The organism is Companilactobacillus futsaii JCM 17355 (genome assembly GCF_001435505.1).
GTDB lineage: Bacteria > Bacillota > Bacilli > Lactobacillales > Lactobacillaceae > Companilactobacillus > Companilactobacillus futsaii.
On sequence record NZ_AZDO01000080.1, the window covers coordinates 31,091 to 50,403 of the forward strand.

The following is a 19,313-nucleotide window of genomic DNA, read 5'->3' on the forward strand; positions in this document are numbered from 1 at the left end:
TAATAATATATGTTATACTTAGAAAAATTAGTTAATCGGTGGTAAATAATGGACGAAATTGGCCAAAAGTTAAGAAATGCGCGTATCAAAAAAGGATACACAATTGATGATTTACAACAAATCACAAAAATTCAAAAAAGATATTTAATTGCTATTGAAGAAGGTCAATTTGATCATCTTCCTGGTGATTTCTATGTCAGAGCTTTTATCAAGCAATATTCTGATGCCGTTGGTATTTCAAGTGATGACTTGTTGGAAGAATATAAGTCAGACATTCCTAATTCCCAACCTACTCAAGAGTCTGCTCCTGAGGAAACTAAGACTAGAAGTATCAAGGAAGAATCAAATTCTTTCTTCTCCAATTTGGGTAACTATATTCCTCAAATTGTCGTTGGTATCATAATTGTTGTAATTATTGGTGTTATTGCATTTGGTATGATTCACAAGAATCAAAGTTCATCAAGTGTGACGATTCCAAAGGACAATACTGAACAAACGACAAAGAAAGCCAAGAAGACAACTAAAAAGAAGACTGCTGAGAAAGCAGACAAGAAAACAGAAACTAAGTCTAAAGAAACAACAGTCAAAGAGTCTGACACTGAAGGAACATATACGATTACTAATGTTCCAAGTGATGGCTTAAAAGTTGTTGTTGAAGGTAGTAATGGTCAAGCTTGGATTCAATTCAAGGAAGGCGACAACACTACTTGGCAACAAGCTCTTAGTGCTGACGAAAAGAAGGAAACTACTGTTCCTAGTGATACAACAACTTTCACTATTCAAACTGGTAATGTTAATAACACTAAAATTACCATCGGTGGTAAAGATGTTGATCTATCTAAATCACAAAGTGGTAGCACTATCGTCAAAACTTTGACATTTAATATTGAAAAATAAAATAATGGTGTCTAATCTTTATGGGTAGACACCATTATTTTGTCAAAATTATTATTCTTGGAGGATTTTTCAATGGTTTGGAATGTACCAAATAAATTAACCATGTTACGAATTATTTTAATTCCGGTATTTATTATTTTATTAGCTTTTAATTGGAGTGGTTTGGGAGATATTTATGTTGCAAATGATTTGATCCCTGTCAATCATGTTTTGGCAACTTTTGTTTTCATCATTGCTTCGTTGACAGACTTGTTGGATGGTAAAATTGCTCGTAAGTATCATTTAGTATCTAACTTCGGTAAATTTGCCGATACGTTAGCTGACAAGATGTTAGTTATGACAGCTTTTATCTTCTTAGTAAGTTTTAAGATGGCTCCGGCTTGGGTCGTTGCAATTATCGTTTGTCGGGAGTTAGCAGTTACTGGTTTAAGAACTATCGTTTTGGAAGCTGGTGGTAAAGTAATGGCTGCTCAAATGCCAGGTAAGATCAAAACCACAACACAAATGTTGGCCATCATTTTCTTGTTGATGCACAATATTTTCTTCTCTGCTATCAATATTCCAATTGGCGAGATTTTCTTATATATTTGTTTGATTTTCACTATTTATTCAGGTGCTGATTACTTTATTCAAAGTAAAGATATTTTCAAATCTTAATACGTAATTTGAAAGAGAGAGCAATGAAAAAAGAGATAGAGTTTTTGAAAAAAATTGAACGTCAAGATTTTGAAAAGGGGATCCCAGAAGAATTCAAGAATTTTCCTAAACAAACAGTTGATTTGTTGAAGAAAATGAATTTGAAGATCACTGCAGCAGAAAGTTTGACTGCAGGGATGTTTCAAGCAGCTGTTGCGACAATTCCAGGTGCATCGAACGTTTTTGATGGTGGTTTTGTTACCTATGCGGATTCGATCAAAGTCCAATTGCTGGGAATGGATCCACAGTTGATTGAGGATAATACAGTCGTCAGTGGACCGGTAGCTTTGGCAATGGCCAAATTGTCTGCTGAAAAAATCAAAGCTGATATCGGCGTTGGATTTACAGGCGTAGCTGGTCCTGATCCATTGGAAGGGAACCCTGTAGGTACAGTCTTTATCAGTGCTTATAACCGGAAAAATAACGAAAAAATCGTCAAAGAATTTCATTTTTCAGGATCTCGTCAGGCTATTCGAGAAAAGTCGGTTCTTTGTGGATTTGCTCTCGTTCAAGAAATATTATAACGGACAAACATTTGTTCGCTTTTTTCTTGCTTTTTTGATGAATTACTAATAATATAACTATTGATGAATGCATTAGGAGGAAAGCAATTTGGCTAAAGATGAACGACAAAAGGCTTTAGATGTAGCCTTAAAGAAAATTGAAAAGGATTTTGGTAAGGGTGCCATTATGAGAATGGGTGATGACTTGAATACTCAGATCTCAACTGTTTCTAGTGGTTCACTTGCACTTGATAATGCATTAGGTGTCGGTGGTTTTCCACGAGGAAGAATCGTAGAAATATATGGACCTGAAAGTTCTGGTAAAACAACCGTTGCTTTACATGCCGTTGCTGAAGTTCAAAAGCAAGGTGGTACTGCAGCATATATCGATGCTGAAAATGCCATGGATCCCGCTTATGCAACTGCTTTGGGTGTTAATATCGATGACTTATTGTTATCACAACCTGATACAGGTGAACAAGGATTAGAGATTGCTGATGCTTTGGTATCTAGTGGTGCAGTCGATATCGTCGTTGTCGATTCTGTTGCTGCTTTAGTTCCACGTGCAGAAATTGAAGGTGAAATGGGAGATTCCCACGTTGGTCTTCAAGCACGTTTAATGTCACAAGCCTTGCGTAAACTATCTGGTTCAATCAACAAGACTAAGACGATTGCTTTGTTTATTAATCAAATTCGTGAAAAAGTCGGAATCATGTTTGGTAATCCAGAAACTACTCCTGGTGGCCGTGCCTTGAAATTTTATTCAACAATCAGACTAGAAGTGCGCCGTGCTGAACAGATCAAAGATGGTTCTGATGTAATTGGTAATCGTACTAAAATAAAAGTTGTTAAGAACAAGGTTGCCCCACCATTTAAGATTGCCTTGGTAGATATTATGTATGGTCATGGTATCTCTCAAACTGGTGAATTAGTCGATATGGCGGTCGACAAAGATATTATTGATAAGAGTGGTTCATGGTACTCTTATGGTGAAGAACGAATTGGTCAGGGTCGTGAAAATGCTAAGACCTACCTAGCTGATAATCCTGACAAAATGGAAGAAATTAAGCAAAAGGTTCGTAAAGCTTATGGCATGGATGGCAAATCAGAAGATGAAGAAAAGTCTGATGATACTAAAGATGTCAAAAGTACAAAAAAAGATGAAAAATCAACTAAAAAAGATGACGAAGCGCTAGATTTAAATCTTGAAGCTGATAAAAAAGAAAATAAATAAGAGAAAAGAGGCCGATTGTGTCTCTTTTTTTCTTTTTAGTTGGTTGACAGGCGATATTTATTCTATAATATTAAGTTGTATGTAATAATCTGCAACATTTAAATTTTTACAAACACATTTTTAAAAGCAAATATGGAGGTGATGGCATGTATCCTGCTATCATAACCTTCTCTTTCGCTCTAGTAACATTAATTGTGGGTGTCCTTTTCGGATATGCTCTCTGTAAAGATGCCTATGAGAAAAAACTTTCACAAGCTAAACAAACGGCTGAAGATATCGTTTCAGACGCCAAAAAGGCTGCCAAGTCTTTGAAAAAAGAAACATTGCTTGAAGCCAAGGACGAAATTCATCAGTATCGTGAGAAACAAGAAGATGAATTGAAGGAACGTCGTAAAGATATTCAGAAACAAGAAAATCGTGTTCTCGAAAGACAAGACATTTTGGATAAAAAAGACCAAACGCTTGAAAAACGTGAGGACAATATCGAGAAAAACGAGAATAATCTTACAGCACGTCAACAAAAACTTGATGAAAAATCTAAACAATTGACTGATACTCTTGAAAAACAGCAAGCGGAGCTGGTAAGAGTAAGTAACTTAACTCGTGAACAAGCGAGAAAAATCATTCTTGATAAGTTAAATAAAGAATTGGTTCATGAACGTGCCAAAATGATTAAAGAAAGTGACGAACAGGCTAAACAGACATCTGAAAAAGATGCTAAAGCTTTGATCGTTGCAGCTATACAAAGAAGTGCAGCTGACACTGTTTCAGAATCGACCGTTACAACCGTTACATTGCCTAACGAAGACATGAAGGGGAGAATCATCGGTCGTGAGGGTAGAAATATCCGGACTATTGAAGCGTTAACGGGGGTTGACTTGATAATCGACGATACTCCAGAAGCAGTTGCTTTAAGTGCTTATGATCCAGTCAGACGAGAAATTGCGCGTATGGCTTTGGAAAAATTGATCGAAGATGGAAGAATTCATCCAGCCCGTATTGAAGAAATGGTAGATAAGGCTAGAAAAGAAATGGATGATCATATTCGTGAAGTTGGTGAACAAACTGTTTATAGTTTGGGAATCAGTTCAGTTAATCCTGATTTGATCAAGATTATTGGACGTATGGAATATCGTACGAGTTACGGTCAAAATGTTTTGAATCACTCAATTGAAGTCGCTAAATTATCCGCTGTAATGGCTTCAGAGTTGGGTGAAGATGTTATGTTAGCAAAACGAGCAGGTTTATTACACGATATCGGTAAAGCTATCGATCGTGAAGTTGACGGGTCCCACGTAGAAATTGGCGTGGATATCGCAACTAAGTATAAAGAACCAGAAGTGGTCATTAATACGATTGCTTCACATCATGGGGATGTTGAACCAACATCATTAATTGCAACAATTGTTGCGGCGGCTGATGCAATTTCTGCATCGCGTCCTGGTGCTAGATCAGAATCGATGGAGAATTACATTCACCGTCTTGAGAAATTGGAAGAAATTTCTGATAAACATGAAGGTGTTGATCATAGTTATGCTATTCAAGCTGGTCATGAGATTCGTGTCATGGTCAAACCTGAACAAATTTCTGACGATCAAGCTGCAATTTTGGCTCGAGATATTAAAGGTGAGATTGAAGACAACCTTGAATATCCTGGACATATCAAAGTTACAGTTGTTCGTGAAGTCAGAAAAGTTGAATTAGCAAAATAATAATTATTATTGAGGGGTGTATCAAAAGGGTACACTCTTTTTTTATTTTCTTTTAGATTAAGGGTCTGGTATTGTATAATTGTTTTATCAATGGAAAGTGAGTTTTTCTAAAATGTCGGTTATGTTTAGTGTAATAGTAAAATTATTTTTAACGATGATCCTGTCGGCCGCAATAACTCCTTTCGTAGTGAAATTAGCCTATATTTTAGGAGCTGTGGATAAACCAAATGCTCGGCGAGTAAATATTAAGCCAATGCCCACAATGGGTGGACTGGCTATTTTTATTGCGTTTAATTTCTCAACGTTTGTCTTATTGCGTGAACAATTTCCTACTCATGAGTTGTTCAGTGTTTTCTTGGCTGAATGTATTATTATTTTGACGGGGATTATTGATGATATTAGAGAGTTATCTCCCAAAGCTAAGTTGGCTGGTATTTTAGCAGCATCTTTAGTGATTTATTTCTTAGCGGGAATAAGAATGAATGAGGTCACTTTGCCAATCTTTGGTTCATTCCAATTGGGCTGGTGGAGTTTACCAATTACCATCATTTGGATCATAGCCATTACTAATGCCGTCAATTTGATTGATGGACTTGACGGGTTAGCAACGGGTGTTTCAATCATAGCTTTGTTTACCATGGGGGTTATGGCATATTTCTTCTTGAATATGACAAATGTCTACGTCGCAATTTGGATTTTTGCGATGGTAGCGGCTTTGATTGGTTTCTTGCCACATAATTTCCATCCAGCAAGTATTTTCTTAGGCGATACAGGTTCGCTCTTTATTGGTTTTATGATGGCCGTGTTCTCTTTGAAGGGGCTAAAAAACGTAACTTTCATAAGTTTGTTGATGCCAGTGGTTATTATGGGTGTACCAATTACAGATACTGTTTATGCAATTTTAAGAAGATTATTGAATAAAAAGCCGATTATGCAAGCAGATAAACATCATTTACATCATCGTTTGATGCAGTTAGGTTTGTCTCATCGTCAGACTGTTTTAGTAATTTACGGACTATCATTAGTTTTTGCTTTTATTTCATTGTTGTATCCATTGTCAACTTTGTGGGGTAGCGTTTTATTAACAGTTGGCGTATTGATTGGTTTGGAATTATTTATTGAATCGATTGGTTTACTTGGTGATGATCGTCAGCCTTTATTACGGGCAATCCAAAGATTCGTTAAAAGAATGGAAAAGAAAGATTAGCAAGCGTCGTTATAGCGCCTGCTTTTTTTGTCTCTGGAGATATTCTACAAATCTTAGACGCCCTAAAGATTGCGTTCTACTCTTTGTAGGTAGTAAATATACTTAGCTCCCTTTAAATTTTAATCGAGGAGGATTTCAACATGGAATTAAGTGAACAATTGAAGAGGTATCGCAAGCAAAATAATTTAACTCAACGGGAATTAGCTTTGAAATTAAATGTTTCTGATAAGACAATTTCTAGTTGGGAAACTGGACGAACATATCCTGATATTTCCCTGTTGATCAATTTAAGTTCTATTTTGAATGTTTCCTTAGATGAATTTTTAAAAGGAGATTTTAAAACGGTGCAAAAAATTGATAAAGATTTGAAATTAAAGCGGGTTTATAAAAAATGGTTAATAGCAATTTTAGTATTAGTTTTTGCTGTTGGAGGAGCTTTTTATTTTTTATCAACTTACCAATATAAAAATGTTATGATTGATCGATTTAATCCACTGCTAGAGACAAAAATTGGTTATGCTGCTTTGCCAACTGAAAAGACCGCTGTTGCTTCAGACTATGAGACTGTTAAAAATTCTCATGGTAAAACTAAAAAGATTTTGGGTTCGCCTTATAAAAATATGGTTGTAACTGATAATGCTTGGGGAGACTCTTCATTTTTGACTTTTTATGGTGGCTTAGCTCCTAAAAATAAATCTTATGCAATGGTAAAACATCGTGGTAGCTATGTTTCTAGAATTAATTTTGTCGATTGGGGATCAATTCCTAAATCTATTCGTAATAATATGTATCGAGATTATGAAAAATATCGAGAGATGTATCAAATCTTTAAGGAAAGCCAAAAAGCGCATCAAGGAAGCAATGCTCCAGTTTTTACTGTGCAGACAGGTAGATACTAAAAAAATCCGGTTCGTTTTTTTGCGAATCGGATTTTTTAATTGGCTTCAATTGGAACTTGTTTGTAAGTTTTTTGAGTTTCCTTTAATTGAATTTGGTTTTGGAATAAGTCTTTGATATTTTGTACAGCTTGATCAACCACATTTAAATCTAAATAAATTTCACATTTAATATCGGTAGTGAACTGTTTATTTTCAAGGTTTATCTTTTCATTTTTAGCATAGTTGTCGAATTTATCAAACAGATGATATGGAATCGTTAGTTCGAATCCCTGTTGAATACGATTTTCAACTAAGCCAATTTCTTTGACTGCTTCAGCAGTGGTTGAAGAATAAGCCCTGATGAGGCCACCAGCTCCTAATTTGATACCACCGAAATATCTAGTAACGACGACTGCCACATTTTGCAATTCTTGTTGTTGCAAGACGTTTAAAATTGGTGATCCGGCAGTTCCACTGGGTTCACCATCATCTGACATACGTTCGATCAGAACATTTTCTTTGACGATAAAGGCCGTGCAATTATGAGTTGCTCCAGATTCTTGTTGACGAATTTTTTTGATGAAATCGTTAGCTTCATCTTCAGAAAAGACTTGAGCGACATGTGCAATGAAACGAGATTTTTTAATGTCTTTTTCGTGACTGCCAGTTTGGGCGATTGTTTTATAATTTTCCAAAAATAATGACTCCTTTGCGTATTTTTTTATATGGATAAAATAAATGAATATTTGGGTGGTCGCATACTCAATGCGGCTAATTTAGAGAATGAAGATTTATATAGGCTCCAAACATTGGGAGGCGTAATTTGTGATGCAACTTTTAAAAAAGACAATAAATTATTTTGTCGGCGTTGTTTAATGGAAATCGAAAAGTTACCGATTGATTTTCAATATTGTCGCCACTGTATTAACTTAGGAAAAATTCAAGTAAACGATAAGTTAATAATTACTCCAACAGACGTCTCTTATCCAGTTCAGAGCCAATACCTACGATGGAATGGGCAATTAACTTCGAATCAACAAAAAGGTGTCAGAGAGCTTATAAATGCTTTCCAAAAGAAGCAAAATCATTTAGTTTGGGCTGTAACGGGCGCTGGTAAAACAGAAATGATTTTTCCCTTAATTGAACAAACTTTAAAAGAAGGCCGACGAGTGGCAATGTGTTCACCTCGGGTCGATGTCTGTATTGAATTATTCCCACGAATTCAAAAAGTTTTTCCTAGAACTTCAATTGGACTTTTTCATGGCAAGAGTGAAGAAAAATATCATTTGACTCAGATTGCCATTATGACAGTTCATCAATTGATTCGTTTTGAGCATGCCTTTGATGTTTTGATAATTGATGAAGTAGATTCATATCCCTTGGCTGGAAACGAAATGCTTCATAGAGCTATTAATAAGGCTAAAAAAACTAGTGGGATGATCGTCTATTTATCAGCCACGCCACCTAAAAAATTAATTCAAGATGTTCAAAAAGAAAAAATCACCTTGAGTAAATTGTATCAAAGATTTCACGGACACCCATTACCTGAACCAAGATGTCATTTATTATTTAAAAAAATTGATTTTTGGGGCATTAATCCTCAACTGCGTTATAAATTAAATAAAATGATTAATAATAAACAACGTTTTATGTTATTTTTTCCACAAATTCCAATTATGAAATCATTCGCCAAACAATTAGAAAAATTATATCCAACATTAACTTTTGTCGATGTAAGTTCCAAGGATAAACAACGATTAGAAAAAGTTCAACTATTTCGCGAGCAAAAAGTTCAAGCCATTTTAACAACGACGATTTTGGAGCGTGGAGTAACCTTTAAAAAAATCACAGTAATTGTCTTGGAAGCACAGGCCAAGGAATTTACGAAGACAACATTAATTCAAATAGCTGGTCGAGCTGGTCGTGGTAAGGATTCCTATGATGATGAAGTACATTTTTATTACCAATATTATACGGATCAAATACGCTTAGCTTGTGCAGAAATAAAATACTTAAATCGGCAGGCCAAAAAATGAAATGTCCTAATTGTGGTTCAGAAATAAATAATAATTTAAAAATATCAGAAATATTTTCGTTTAAAGCTCAAATACCAAATTATATTTGTGATTTATGCCGCAGTCAGTTGCAACCATTAGCAGGGCGGGATAATTGTCCACGTTGTCATAAGCCAAATATTGGGACAATTTGTTCTGATTGTCTGATGTGGGAGAATAAATATCAAATAATCAATTGTCATCAGGCGTTGTTCGAGTATAATCAGTTCATACACAGCTACTTCAAGCTGTATAAAAGATACGGAGATGTCTTGTTAGCACGATTATTTTATCAAGATATAAAGAAATGGTCCTTAAAGCATTCATTTGATGTAGTTACTTACATTCCTGCTAGCCCGAGTCATCTTCAAGCACGAGGTTTTGATCCAGTTTATGAATTATATAAAGATATTTTTGAATTGAAAGAACTTTTGGCAAAGAGAGATGCTGACAAACCACAAGCTCAAAAAAATCGCTTGGAACGCCTGCAGACTCCACAAACTTTTTATCCGCTACCAGAGTTAAAACAAATTCAAAAAAATCAAAGCATTTTGATTTTAGATGATATTTATACGACTGGACGTACTTTGATGCATAGTCATGAAATATTTAAGCGAGCTGGTTTTTCTAATATTTCAACATTTTCATTATCTAGGTAGTGTAAACGTTGTCATAAAGGCGTAAGAATATTATAATTACATTAAAGAGATGTAAGGACACTCTTTAATTTCCTATCGTCGGAAGGAGAGATTATTATGTTAACTATTAATGTACGTGGTGAAAATATTGAAGTAACTTCATCAATTCGCGAATACGTCGAAAAAAGACTTTCCAAAATGGAAAAATACTTTAGTGATGGAAGCAATCCAATTGCTCATGTAAACTTGAAAACATACCCTTCAAAAGGTACAAAGGTTGAAGTAACAATTCCACTACCATATATCACATTGAGAGCTGAGGAAGTAAATGATGATTTGTATGCCGGAATTGATTTAGTTGTTGATAAGCTTGAAAGACAAGTAAAGAAATTCAAGACACGTGTAAATCGTAAGAGTCGCGAGGGCGGCAGTGTAAAGGATCTTCCTTTGAATGACATTACACCAAAAGATACAGAAGAAGATAAATCACAAATTGTTAGAACAAAGCGGTTATCATTGAAACCAATGGATGCCGAAGAGGCTGTTCTACAAATGGAAATGTTGGGCCATGAATTCTTTATCTTTGAGGATTCAGAAACAAATGGGGCAAGCATTGTTTATAAACGTAACGATGGTAAATATGGTCTAATTGAAACTAACGAATAAAAATAATTTTTAAGCTGAGGTTAATTGATGCCTCGGCTTTTTTTGCGCTTATGGCTGAATTGTAAAGCTTTCTTAACACAAAAAGTTGTGCAAATGGTGTATCATAGTAATCCTGAAAAGTCTGTTTAATTGATATTAAGTTTAAAAGTTTAAAAATTAATGCTACTATTAAGAGTATGTTTATAACACTTAGGAGAGATATATTAAAATGGCAAATCCACTAAGAAGATGGGTCGAAAGTGATAAAAGAGAAGTCAAACGTATGGGCAAGATTGCCGATAAGGTTGAAAGCTATGCTGATGAGTACAGTAAGCTGTCAGATGACGATCTAAAAGCTAAGACTCCACAATTTAAAGAAAGATTAGCTAAAGGTGAAACTCTAGATGATATTTTGCCTGAAGCTTTTGCTACAGCTCGTGAAGGTGCAAAAAGAGTACTTGGACTCTATCCATTTAGAGTTCAATTAATTGGTGGTATTACTTTGCACGAAGGTAATATTGCTGAAATGAAAACTGGTGAAGGTAAGACTTTGACAGCTACATTGCCAGTATATTTGAATGCTCTTGAAGGCAAAGGTGTACACGTTGTTACAGTTAACGAATATTTGTCAGGCCGTGATGCTAAACAAATGGGTGAATTGTACAATTGGCTAGGTCTATCAGTTGGACTAAACATTAATAGTATGAGTTCTGAAGAGAAACGTGATGCTTACAATTGTGATATTACTTATTCAACTAATAGTGAACTTGGCTTTGACTATTTGCGTGATAACATGGTTGTTTACAAAGAACAAATGGTTCAACGTCCACTTCACTATGCTATTGTCGATGAAGTTGATTCAATTTTAATTGATGAAGCTAGAACTCCTCTGATTATTTCTGGTGCGGCTGAAAAATCAACGGCTATGTACGTTCGTGCTGATCGTTTTGCCAAAACTCTTGAAAAAGATGATTACAAGATTGATTGGCCAACTAAGTCAATCAGTTTGACTGAAACAGGAATTAGAAAAGCTGAAGATTACTTTGGCCTAGATAATCTTTATGATATTGATAATACAGTTTTGAATCACCATTTGGATCAAGCTTTGCGTGCTAATTACATCATGAGTTTGAATATCGACTACGTGGTTCAAGAGGGCGAGGTTAAAATCGTTGACCAATTTACTGGTCGTGTTATGGATGGTCGTCGTTACTCTGATGGACTACACCAAGCTATTGAAGCTAAAGAAGGCGTAGAGATTCAAGACGAAACTAAGACTATGGCTAACATCACTTATCAAAACTTCTTCCGTATGTATGATAAGTTAGCTGGTATGACTGGTACTGCTAAGACTGAAGCAGAAGAATTTAGAGAGATCTATAACATGGAAGTTATTTCAATCCCTACTAATAAACCAGTTATCCGTGTTGATAAAGATGACGTTTTGTATCCAACTTTGAAGAGTAAATTTGCGGCGGTTGTCCGTGAAATCAAGAAACGCCATGCTAAAGGTCAGCCATTACTAGTTGGTACCGTTGCGGTTGAATCTTCGGAATACTTATCTAAATTATTAGATAAGGAAGGTATTCCACATGCTGTCTTGAATGCTAAGAACCACGCTAAAGAAGCTGAAATCATCATGAACGCTGGTCAACGTGGTGCTGTTACGATTGCTACTAACATGGCTGGTCGTGGTACTGATATTAAGCTTGGACCTGGTGTTGTTGAACTAGGTGGTCTATGTGTTATTGGTACTGAACGTCACGAATCACGTCGTATCGATAATCAATTGCGTGGACGTTCAGGTCGTCAAGGTGATCCTGGTGTAACACAATTTTACATGTCACTAGAAGATGACTTAATGAAGCGTTTTGGTTCAGATCGAATCAAACGTGTTCTAAAAACTTTGAAGATTGAAGATGACGATGCTGTTATCCAAAGTAAGATGATGACTCGCCAAGTTGAATCTGCTCAAAAGCGTGTTGAAGGTAATAACTACGATACACGTAAGAACACTCTTCAATATGATGATGTTATGCGTGAACAACGTGAAGTTATTTATAAAGAAAGAATGGAAGTTATCACTGAAGACAAAGATCTTGATAAAGTGTTGCTTCCTATGATTGAAAGAACTATCAAAGCGCAAGTTGACGTTCATACACAAGGCAAGGAAGAAGATTGGGAACTTGAAGCTATTGCTGACTTTGCCAAAGCTGCCTTGGTCAATGACGATCAAATGAGTGTTGTTGACTTACAACTTAAGAAACCCGAAGAAATTGTTAAGTATTTGATGGATTTTGTTCACAAGAATTACGAACAGAAGAAACAACAACTTGGTGATCCTTCTCAAATGCTAGAATTTGAAAAAGTTGTTATACTTAGAGTCGTTGATGAACATTGGACTGATCATATCGATGCTATGGATCAATTACGTCAATCAATTGGTTTACGTGGATACGGACAATTGAATCCTTTGGTTGAGTACCAAGAAGAAGGATATCGTATGTTTGAAGAAATGGTTTCAGATATTGAATATGATGTTACAAGACTATTCATGAAGGCCGAAATTAGACAAAATATGGAAAGATAAAAGCGGGCCAAATGGCCTGCTTTTTTTATAGGTGACGTTATGGAATTTGGTGAAATTAAAAATAAAATTTCCGAGATGGAAGACAAAATAAAGCAGTTTAGGGGGTCTCTTTGACTTAGAAAATCTTGAAGAGAGCATTGCTGAAAATGAACATCAGATGACCGAAAATGGTTTTTGGGATGATCATGAAAAAGCTCAAAAGTTAATTGATGAAACTAATACTTTGAAAGACAAATTTGATAATTTTAAAGAATTAAGTGAAGGATTGGAAAATTTGCAAGTTTTAGCTGAACTTTATCAAGATGATCCTGAAGATGATTTGATGCAACAATTAGTAGACGATTCGTCTAAATTGGCTGAAAAACTACGTTCATATGAGTTAATGATGTTATTAGCTGAACCATATGATTCCCACAATGCAATTTTGGAAATTCATCCTGGAGCTGGTGGAACTGAATCGCAAGACTGGGGTTCTATGTTGTTGAGAATGTATCAAAGATGGGCCGAACAGCATAATTTTTCAGTCGAGATCGAAGATTATCAACCAGGTGATGAAGCTGGAATCAAGAGTGTTTCGATGATGATCCGTGGTAAAAATGCTTATGGATTGTTGCGTTCCGAACGAGGAGTTCATCGACTAGTTAGAATTTCTCCGTTCGATTCTGCTGGCCGCCGTCACACGTCATTTGCTTCAGTTGACGTGATGCCAGAATTGGACGATAGTATTCACGTTGATATTAATGACGACGATTTGCGAGTAGATGTCTTTAGATCTTCTGGAGCTGGTGGTCAACACATCAACAAGACTTCTTCAGCGGTAAGAATTACTCATTTGCCAACAGGTATCGTTGTCAGTTCGCAAGCACAACGTTCACAATTGCAAAACCGTGAAACAGCTATGAACATGTTGAAGGCTAAGTTGTTCCAAAGAGAAGAGGAAGAACGTGCCAAGAAGCATGCCGAGATCCAAGGTGAACAACTAGATATTGGTTGGGGTTCACAGATTCGTTCGTATGTATTTCATCCATATACTATGGTCAAAGATCATCGCTCAAATTACTCCACTAGCAATGGTCAAGGCGTTATGGATGGTGATTTAGATCCATTTATTTATGCTTATCTCCAATGGAAATTACAAGGAGCCAAATAAAGATGAAGAAAAAAATCTTAGTTGTCGATGATGAACCTTCGATTTTAGAGTTGATTGAATATAACTTGGAAAGTAATGATTATCAAGTATCCACTGCTAAAGACGGTCAGGAAGCTTTTGACAAAGTAACTGGTCAGACTTTTGATTTAATGTTACTAGATCAAATGCTACCCAAGATGAGTGGAATTGAAGTTTTGAAAAAAATGCGTAAATCCGGTAATCTAACACCAGTTATTTTTTTAACAGCTGTAGATTCAGAAGATAACAAGATTGAAGGATTGATCAGTGGTGCAGATGATTATGTCACCAAGCCCTTTAGTGTTAAGGAATTATTAGCTAGAATCGAAGTCGTATTGCGTCGTACTTCAAGTGAACAAAAGAGCAAGACCTTTGAACTTAACACCGATGTCAAGGGACTCATTCTAGATGGTAAGGAAATATCACTAACTAAAAAAGAATATGAACTATTGGAATTTTTAATTAGAAATAAGGGTATTGTCGTTTCTCGTGAGCAAATTTTCGATAATGTCTGGGGGATAAATTCTAATTCGCAAATGCGGATGGTCGATATTCAAATTAGCCACCTTCGTGATAAAATTGAACAGGATACAAAGAACCCACAAATAATAAAAACCGTACATGGATTCGGTTATATTTTAGAGGTATGACATCTTATGAAGAAAAGAATTGGACCAATAGTTGCCATTTTGATTTCTGTCGCAATATTTTTGATTTTAGTTACTTTCTCCGATAGCATTTTGGCAGATTCTCAAAATAATATGTTTACAGAAGAAACCATCTCTTACAAAGAATTAAAGAAAAATCATGAACCAGCAGATGCAGCTAGAATTGCTGGCTTGGATTATGTTGATGCTAGTCAAGAAAATACTGCTATGCAAAAAAAAGCTTATGATATGTACCATAGTGGTCGGACTACTCCGGGCAAGAATTATGTCACTGATAAGAGTTTTACTACTAGAACAATGTATTTCATGTCGAGTTCTAGTCGTCACATTGTAGCTAAGACGTATAATCGTTTTTGGAGTCAAAGCCCAATGACTTTTGTTATCGTAACTTTGATGTACTTTTTGATAACTGATTCGGTAATTTTATTCTATTATCGTAAGCGTCAGCAATTGAGCGCTGATATTAAAAATGTAACTGAGAATTTGCGTCGAGTTCGTAAGGATAAAGAAATGTCTTCTCTGATTTTGTCACCTACAGATGAGTTATACGGTTTGGTAGAACAAACAAACAAAATCAGTATGGACATCAATGAATTACGTGACGACGTTAGATTACGTGAAAGACGTTTTCGTGGATTAGTTGGTCATTTGCCTATTGGGGTCATGCTGTTGAATTCTCAAGGGGATGTCCTATTACACAATCAAGCAATGTCTAGTTTATTAGATGAAAATATATCTAATGATATCCATCCGTTCATTGAAGATGTCAAAACTTATAGCTTAAGTCGAATGATTGAGCATACATTGAAGAAGAATAAAAACCATCATCGTGAGATTCAATTAGTCGGTAATTCGCAAAAATTCGTTGATGCTAACGTTATTCGTTTAATTCATTCACGTGAAGATTATGAACAACAAGTGTTAGTTATTTTGTATGACTTAACGCAAAGTCGTCAAATTGAACGTATGCAAGTGGATTTCGTAAATAATGTTAGTCATGAATTAAAGACACCAGTAACTTCAATAGAGGGCTTTTCAGAGACTTTACTTCATGGTGCCAAAGATGATCCTAAAAAATTAAATCATTTTCTAGAAATTATTCACAGTGAAAGTGTCCGTTTATCTGATTTGATCCAAGACATTTTGTCATTATCTAAAGTTAAACGTGATACGCAAAAAGCTGACACGATTAATTTACATGATGATATTGATCGGATTTTGGACCGTCAATCGATTGCAATCAAGAAACATAATATAACGGTTAAGCAACAATACTTTGGTAATCCTGAAGTAACGATCAATAAAGAAAAAATTAATTTAGTCTTTCGTAATTTGATCAAAAATGCTATTTCTTACAACAAAGAAAATGGCGAGATCGATTTGGAAGTACATCATGATGAAATTGAAAATCGTATTAAATTTGTTATTAAAGATACCGGAATTGGAATTTCTGAAGCAGATCAAGGTCGAATTTTTGAAAGATTTTATCGCGTTGACCGTTCTAGAAGTTTGGAAACTGGTGGAACAGGTTTAGGTTTGGCTATCGTTAAAGAGACCCTTGATACGTTAGATGGAGATATTAGAATCGAGTCTAATAAGGGATTAGGGACAACATTTACAGTTGACATACCACTTTAATAAAATTGCTGCAACAAAATATTTTATTTTGTTACAGCTTTTTTTTATACAAAAAATATACAATTGTGTATTATTCTAGTCGGATAGAGGTGAGAACATTGAAAAAGAGACTTGTTGCATTTTTTGCAATTATGATTCCAATTATTTTTATTTTGAGTGGTTGCAAAGGCACATCAAGCCAAGAGACTATTACAGCAGTTGGTTCGTCAGCTGCTCAACCGTTAGTAGAACTGGCAGGGGAAGAATTTTCGAAGAGCAACCCTAACAGATACGTTAACGTCCAAGGTGGGGGGACCGGTACAGGACTGAGCCAAATTCAACAAGGTGCCGTAAATATCGGTAATTCTGATTTGTACGCTGAACAGAAAAAGGGTATTGACGCTAGTAAACTTGTTGATCATCGAATAGCTGCGGTTGGAATGATTCCAATCGTTAATAAAGACGTCAAAGTTAAATCATTAACTATTAAGCAATTACGTGAGATTTTCTCTGGTGAGATCACTAACTGGAAACAAGTTGGTGGTCAAGATTTAAAGATTACGATAATTAATCGTGCTGACGGTAGTGGTACTAGAGCTGCTTTTGAAAGTGACGTTATGAATGGGGCACCATTCGTCCGTTCACAAGAACAAGATTCTAGTGGAATGGTTCGTCAAATTGTCAACAATACAGCTGGTTCAATTAGTTATTTGGCTATGCCTTATTTAAATGACGCAGTTAAGACCGTAAATATCAATGGTATTGCGCCAACAATTAAAAATATTGAAAACAATAAATGGAAGATTTGGTCATATGAGCATTTGTATACAAATGGACAACCAAGTTCTATGACTAAAGAGTTTCTTGATTTCATTATGACAGATAAGATTCAAAATAAAGTTGTTAAAAAAATGAACTATGTTCCAATCAAAGAAATGAAGTATCAAAAGGATTATAAGGGCAATGTTACGCCCGTTTCAAAGGGGGTAAAGTAATTTGAAAGATCCAATCAAAGAAAGTTTAACGAAAAAATCAGTTTCCGCTAAACGTGAAACTCGCGGTAAGATTATATCTTTCAGTTTTACAGCCGTTATCGTCTTATTAGTGGTTACGATCATTGGTTTTATCGCATCACGTGGGGTTTTGATTTTTATTAAAGATGGAGTAAACCCAATTGATTTTCTAACTCATTCTGTCTGGGCACCAGACAAACTCGATAGTGCTGGACATCCAATTGTAGGAGCTGCACCGATGATTGTCGGTTCGTTTGCAGTTACCTTGATTGCGGCTCTAATCGGTACGCCGTTTGCAATTGCGGCTGCTTTATTTATGACTGAAATTTCGCCTAAATGGGGGCGCAAAATTTTACAACCTGTGATTGAATTATTAGTGGGTATCCCTTCAGTTGTTTATGGATTTATCGGTTTAACAATTGTGGTACCTTTCGTAAGAAAAATTGCTGGTGGTAGTGGATTTGGTATTTTAGCCGGATCATTTGTTCTATTCGTTATGATTTTGCCAACTATTACTTCAATGTCAGTTGATGCACTAAGAGCTGTACCAAGATATTATCGTGAAGCTTCTTTGGCACTAGGTGCTACTAGATGGCAAACGATTCACAAAGTTATCTTACGAGCTGCAACTCCTGGACTATTGACGGCAGTTGTCTTTGGGATGGCAAGGGCTTTTGGTGAAGCTTTGGCTGTTCAAATGGTTATCGGTAATGCCATGTTATTACCACAAAATTTAGTATCTCCATCATCGACTTTGACTAGTGTTTTGACGATGAATATGGGTAACACCATTATGGGATCAACGCCAAACAATGCGCTTTGGTCGTTAGCTTTACTGTTGTTGTTGATGTCTCTATTCTTCAACTTCATCATCAGATCGATTGCTAAGCGAGGTGAATTCTAGTGTTTAATGAGAAAAAGAAAGACAAAATTGCTACAGGTGTTATTTATGCAATGTCAGGCATTATTGTCTTGATCTTACTTGGCTTATTGATCTATATCTTGGGTAGCGGTTTGAGATATGTGAATTGGCATTTTTTGACTTCTGGTTCAAAAGCTTTTCAAGCTGGAAGTGGTGTTGGAATTCAACTATTCAATTCATTTTTTCTCTTGATTTTATCAATGTTGATTTCGATTCCAATTTCAATTTGTGCTGGAATTTATTTGTCTGAATACGCTGGGAAGAATAAATTCGTCGAATTGATCCGTGTTTCAATTGAAGTTTTGAGTTCTTTACCATCAATCGTTGTTGGTTTGTTTGGATTTTTGATTTTTGTAATTAGTTTTAAATTTGGATTCTCAATTCTTTCTGGTGCACTAACTTTGACAGTCTTTAATTTGCCAATCCTAACGAGAAATGTGGAAGACTCATTGAAGTCTGTTCCTCAGTCTCAACGAGAAGCAGGCCTTGCATTGGGACTATCAAAGTGGGAAACAGTGATTCATGTCATTATTCCCGATGGATTACCAGGAATTATTACTGGGATGATCATCGGTGCCGGAAGAGTCTTTGGTGAAGCCGCAGCCTTGATTTATACAGCCGGTCAGTCTGCTCCACCACTAGATTTCACTAATTTCAACGTCTTTAGTATCACAAGTCCATTGAATTTAATGAGACCAGCTGAAACGTTGGCGGTACATATTTGGAAAGTTAACTCGGAAGGTTTGATTCCTGATGCAGTGCAAGTTTCTGCAGGAGCTTCAGCCGTATTGATTATCGCCGTATTGATTTTTAATCTTCTCTCAAGATATATTGGCAATTTAGTTTATAAAAAGATGACGGGTGAGTAGAA

Annotated in this window: 18 protein-coding genes; 17 read left to right on the forward strand and 1 reads right to left on the reverse strand. The window is 35.7% G+C overall.

Annotated elements, in window-relative coordinates; all coding sequences use genetic code 11:
- Positions 1 to 48: 48 nt before the first annotated feature.
- The 7 genes from FC88_RS06535 to FC88_RS06565 all read left to right on the forward strand — a co-directional run bounded on the left by FC88_RS06535 (position 49) and on the right by FC88_RS06565 (position 7,148).
- Entirely contained in the window at positions 49 to 897 is an 849-nt protein-coding gene (locus tag FC88_RS06535; RefSeq protein ID WP_057813986.1) for a helix-turn-helix domain-containing protein, read from the forward strand.
- A 72-nt stretch (positions 898 to 969) separates the two neighbouring features.
- The gene (gene pgsA / locus FC88_RS06540; RefSeq protein WP_057813988.1) at positions 970 to 1,554 is read left to right on the forward strand and encodes a CDP-diacylglycerol--glycerol-3-phosphate 3-phosphatidyltransferase; all 585 of its coding nucleotides are present in this window, start codon (positions 970 to 972) and stop codon (positions 1,552 to 1,554) included.
- Positions 1,555 to 1,598: 44 nt separating this feature from the next.
- Positions 1,599 to 2,117, forward strand: a complete 519-nt coding sequence (locus FC88_RS06545; protein ID WP_235526917.1) for a CinA family protein — start codon at positions 1,599 to 1,601, stop codon at positions 2,115 to 2,117.
- Positions 2,118 to 2,205: 88 nt separating this feature from the next.
- Entirely contained in the window at positions 2,206 to 3,330 is a 1,125-nt protein-coding gene (gene recA, locus FC88_RS06550; protein WP_057813992.1) for a recombinase RecA, read from the forward strand.
- Positions 3,331 to 3,476: 146 nt separating this feature from the next.
- A complete protein-coding gene (rny, locus tag FC88_RS06555) occupies positions 3,477 to 5,042 on the forward strand; it encodes a ribonuclease Y (RefSeq protein ID WP_057813994.1) in 1,566 nt (521 codons plus the stop codon).
- 121 nt (positions 5,043 to 5,163) lie between these two features.
- Positions 5,164 to 6,249 carry a glycosyltransferase family 4 protein gene (locus FC88_RS06560; RefSeq protein ID WP_057814146.1) on the forward strand — a complete coding sequence of 362 codons (1,086 nt, stop codon included), beginning with the start codon at positions 5,164 to 5,166 and terminating at the stop codon, positions 6,247 to 6,249.
- Positions 6,250 to 6,389: 140 nt separating this feature from the next.
- Positions 6,390 to 7,148: a helix-turn-helix domain-containing protein gene (locus FC88_RS06565; RefSeq protein WP_083484585.1), complete on the forward strand. Its 759-nt coding sequence runs from the start codon at positions 6,390 to 6,392 to the stop codon at positions 7,146 to 7,148.
- 35 nt (positions 7,149 to 7,183) lie between these two features.
- Here FC88_RS06565 and FC88_RS06570 read toward each other — a convergent pair whose 3' ends face one another.
- Entirely contained in the window at positions 7,184 to 7,822 is a 639-nt protein-coding gene (locus FC88_RS06570; protein ID WP_057813996.1) for a YigZ family protein, read from the reverse strand.
- Positions 7,823 to 8,002: 180 nt separating this feature from the next.
- Here FC88_RS06570 and FC88_RS06575 point away from each other — a divergent pair, with 180 nt between their 5' ends.
- The 10 genes from FC88_RS06575 to pstA all read left to right on the forward strand — a co-directional run bounded on the left by FC88_RS06575 (position 8,003) and on the right by pstA (position 19,311).
- Positions 8,003 to 9,163: a DEAD/DEAH box helicase family protein gene (locus FC88_RS06575; RefSeq protein ID WP_162256538.1), complete on the forward strand. Its 1,161-nt coding sequence runs from the start codon at positions 8,003 to 8,005 to the stop codon at positions 9,161 to 9,163.
- Positions 9,160 to 9,840: a ComF family protein gene (locus FC88_RS06580; protein WP_057813998.1), complete on the forward strand. Its 681-nt coding sequence runs from the start codon at positions 9,160 to 9,162 to the stop codon at positions 9,838 to 9,840. The genes FC88_RS06575 and FC88_RS06580 overlap by 4 nt, the downstream gene beginning before the upstream one ends.
- A 96-nt stretch (positions 9,841 to 9,936) precedes the next feature.
- Positions 9,937 to 10,485, forward strand: coding sequence for a ribosome hibernation-promoting factor, HPF/YfiA family (gene hpf / locus FC88_RS06585; RefSeq protein WP_057814000.1), 549 nt, complete (start codon positions 9,937 to 9,939; stop codon positions 10,483 to 10,485).
- Positions 10,486 to 10,693: 208 nt separating this feature from the next.
- A complete protein-coding gene (secA, locus tag FC88_RS06590) occupies positions 10,694 to 13,054 on the forward strand; it encodes a preprotein translocase subunit SecA (RefSeq protein ID WP_057814003.1) in 2,361 nt (786 codons plus the stop codon).
- Between the two features lie 39 nt (positions 13,055 to 13,093).
- A protein-coding gene (gene prfB, locus FC88_RS06595; protein WP_229239918.1) for a peptide chain release factor 2 occupies positions 13,094 to 14,204 on the forward strand; the annotation gives its coding sequence in 2 pieces (ribosomal slippage) (positions 13,094 to 13,165 and positions 13,167 to 14,204; 1,110 coding nt in all).
- 2 nt (positions 14,205 to 14,206) lie between these two features.
- Entirely contained in the window at positions 14,207 to 14,872 is a 666-nt protein-coding gene (locus FC88_RS06600; RefSeq protein WP_057814007.1) for a response regulator transcription factor, read from the forward strand.
- A gap of 6 nt (positions 14,873 to 14,878) precedes the next feature.
- The gene (locus FC88_RS06605; protein WP_057814009.1) at positions 14,879 to 16,528 is read left to right on the forward strand and encodes a sensor histidine kinase; all 1,650 of its coding nucleotides are present in this window, start codon (positions 14,879 to 14,881) and stop codon (positions 16,526 to 16,528) included.
- A gap of 98 nt (positions 16,529 to 16,626) precedes the next feature.
- Positions 16,627 to 17,502 (forward strand): phosphate ABC transporter substrate-binding protein PstS family protein, encoded by an 876-nt coding sequence (locus tag FC88_RS06610; RefSeq protein WP_057814012.1) that lies wholly within the window; start codon positions 16,627 to 16,629, stop codon positions 17,500 to 17,502.
- Between the two features lies 1 nt (position 17,503).
- The gene (gene pstC, locus FC88_RS06615; protein ID WP_057814013.1) at positions 17,504 to 18,424 is read left to right on the forward strand and encodes a phosphate ABC transporter permease subunit PstC; all 921 of its coding nucleotides are present in this window, start codon (positions 17,504 to 17,506) and stop codon (positions 18,422 to 18,424) included.
- Positions 18,424 to 19,311, forward strand: coding sequence for a phosphate ABC transporter permease PstA (gene pstA / locus FC88_RS06620; RefSeq protein ID WP_083484587.1), 888 nt, complete (start codon positions 18,424 to 18,426; stop codon positions 19,309 to 19,311). Before pstC ends, pstA begins: the two co-directional genes overlap by 1 nt.
- Positions 19,312 to 19,313 lie beyond the last annotated feature (2 nt).

What these genes read in the sequence shown, in the direction of transcription:
- FC88_RS06560 (WP_057814146.1), top strand. Translation starts at nt 5,164, where the DNA reads ATGTTTAGTGTAATAGTAAAATTATTTTTAACGATGATCCTGTCGGCC.
- FC88_RS06565 (WP_083484585.1), top strand. Translation starts at nt 6,390, where the DNA reads ATGGAATTAAGTGAACAATTGAAGAGGTATCGCAAGCAAAATAATTTA.
- FC88_RS06580 (WP_057813998.1), top strand. Translation starts at nt 9,160, where the DNA reads ATGAAATGTCCTAATTGTGGTTCAGAAATAAATAATAATTTAAAAATA.
- FC88_RS06535 (WP_057813986.1), top strand. Translation starts at nt 49, where the DNA reads ATGGACGAAATTGGCCAAAAGTTAAGAAATGCGCGTATCAAAAAAGGA.
- secA (WP_057814003.1), top strand. Translation starts at nt 10,694, where the DNA reads ATGGCAAATCCACTAAGAAGATGGGTCGAAAGTGATAAAAGAGAAGTC.
- FC88_RS06605 (WP_057814009.1), top strand. Translation starts at nt 14,879, where the DNA reads ATGAAGAAAAGAATTGGACCAATAGTTGCCATTTTGATTTCTGTCGCA.
- FC88_RS06600 (WP_057814007.1), top strand. Translation starts at nt 14,207, where the DNA reads ATGAAGAAAAAAATCTTAGTTGTCGATGATGAACCTTCGATTTTAGAG.
- FC88_RS06575 (WP_162256538.1), top strand. Translation starts at nt 8,003, where the DNA reads ATGGAAATCGAAAAGTTACCGATTGATTTTCAATATTGTCGCCACTGT.
- pgsA (WP_057813988.1), top strand. Translation starts at nt 970, where the DNA reads ATGGTTTGGAATGTACCAAATAAATTAACCATGTTACGAATTATTTTA.
- rny (WP_057813994.1), top strand. Translation starts at nt 3,477, where the DNA reads ATGTATCCTGCTATCATAACCTTCTCTTTCGCTCTAGTAACATTAATT.
- hpf (WP_057814000.1), top strand. Translation starts at nt 9,937, where the DNA reads ATGTTAACTATTAATGTACGTGGTGAAAATATTGAAGTAACTTCATCA.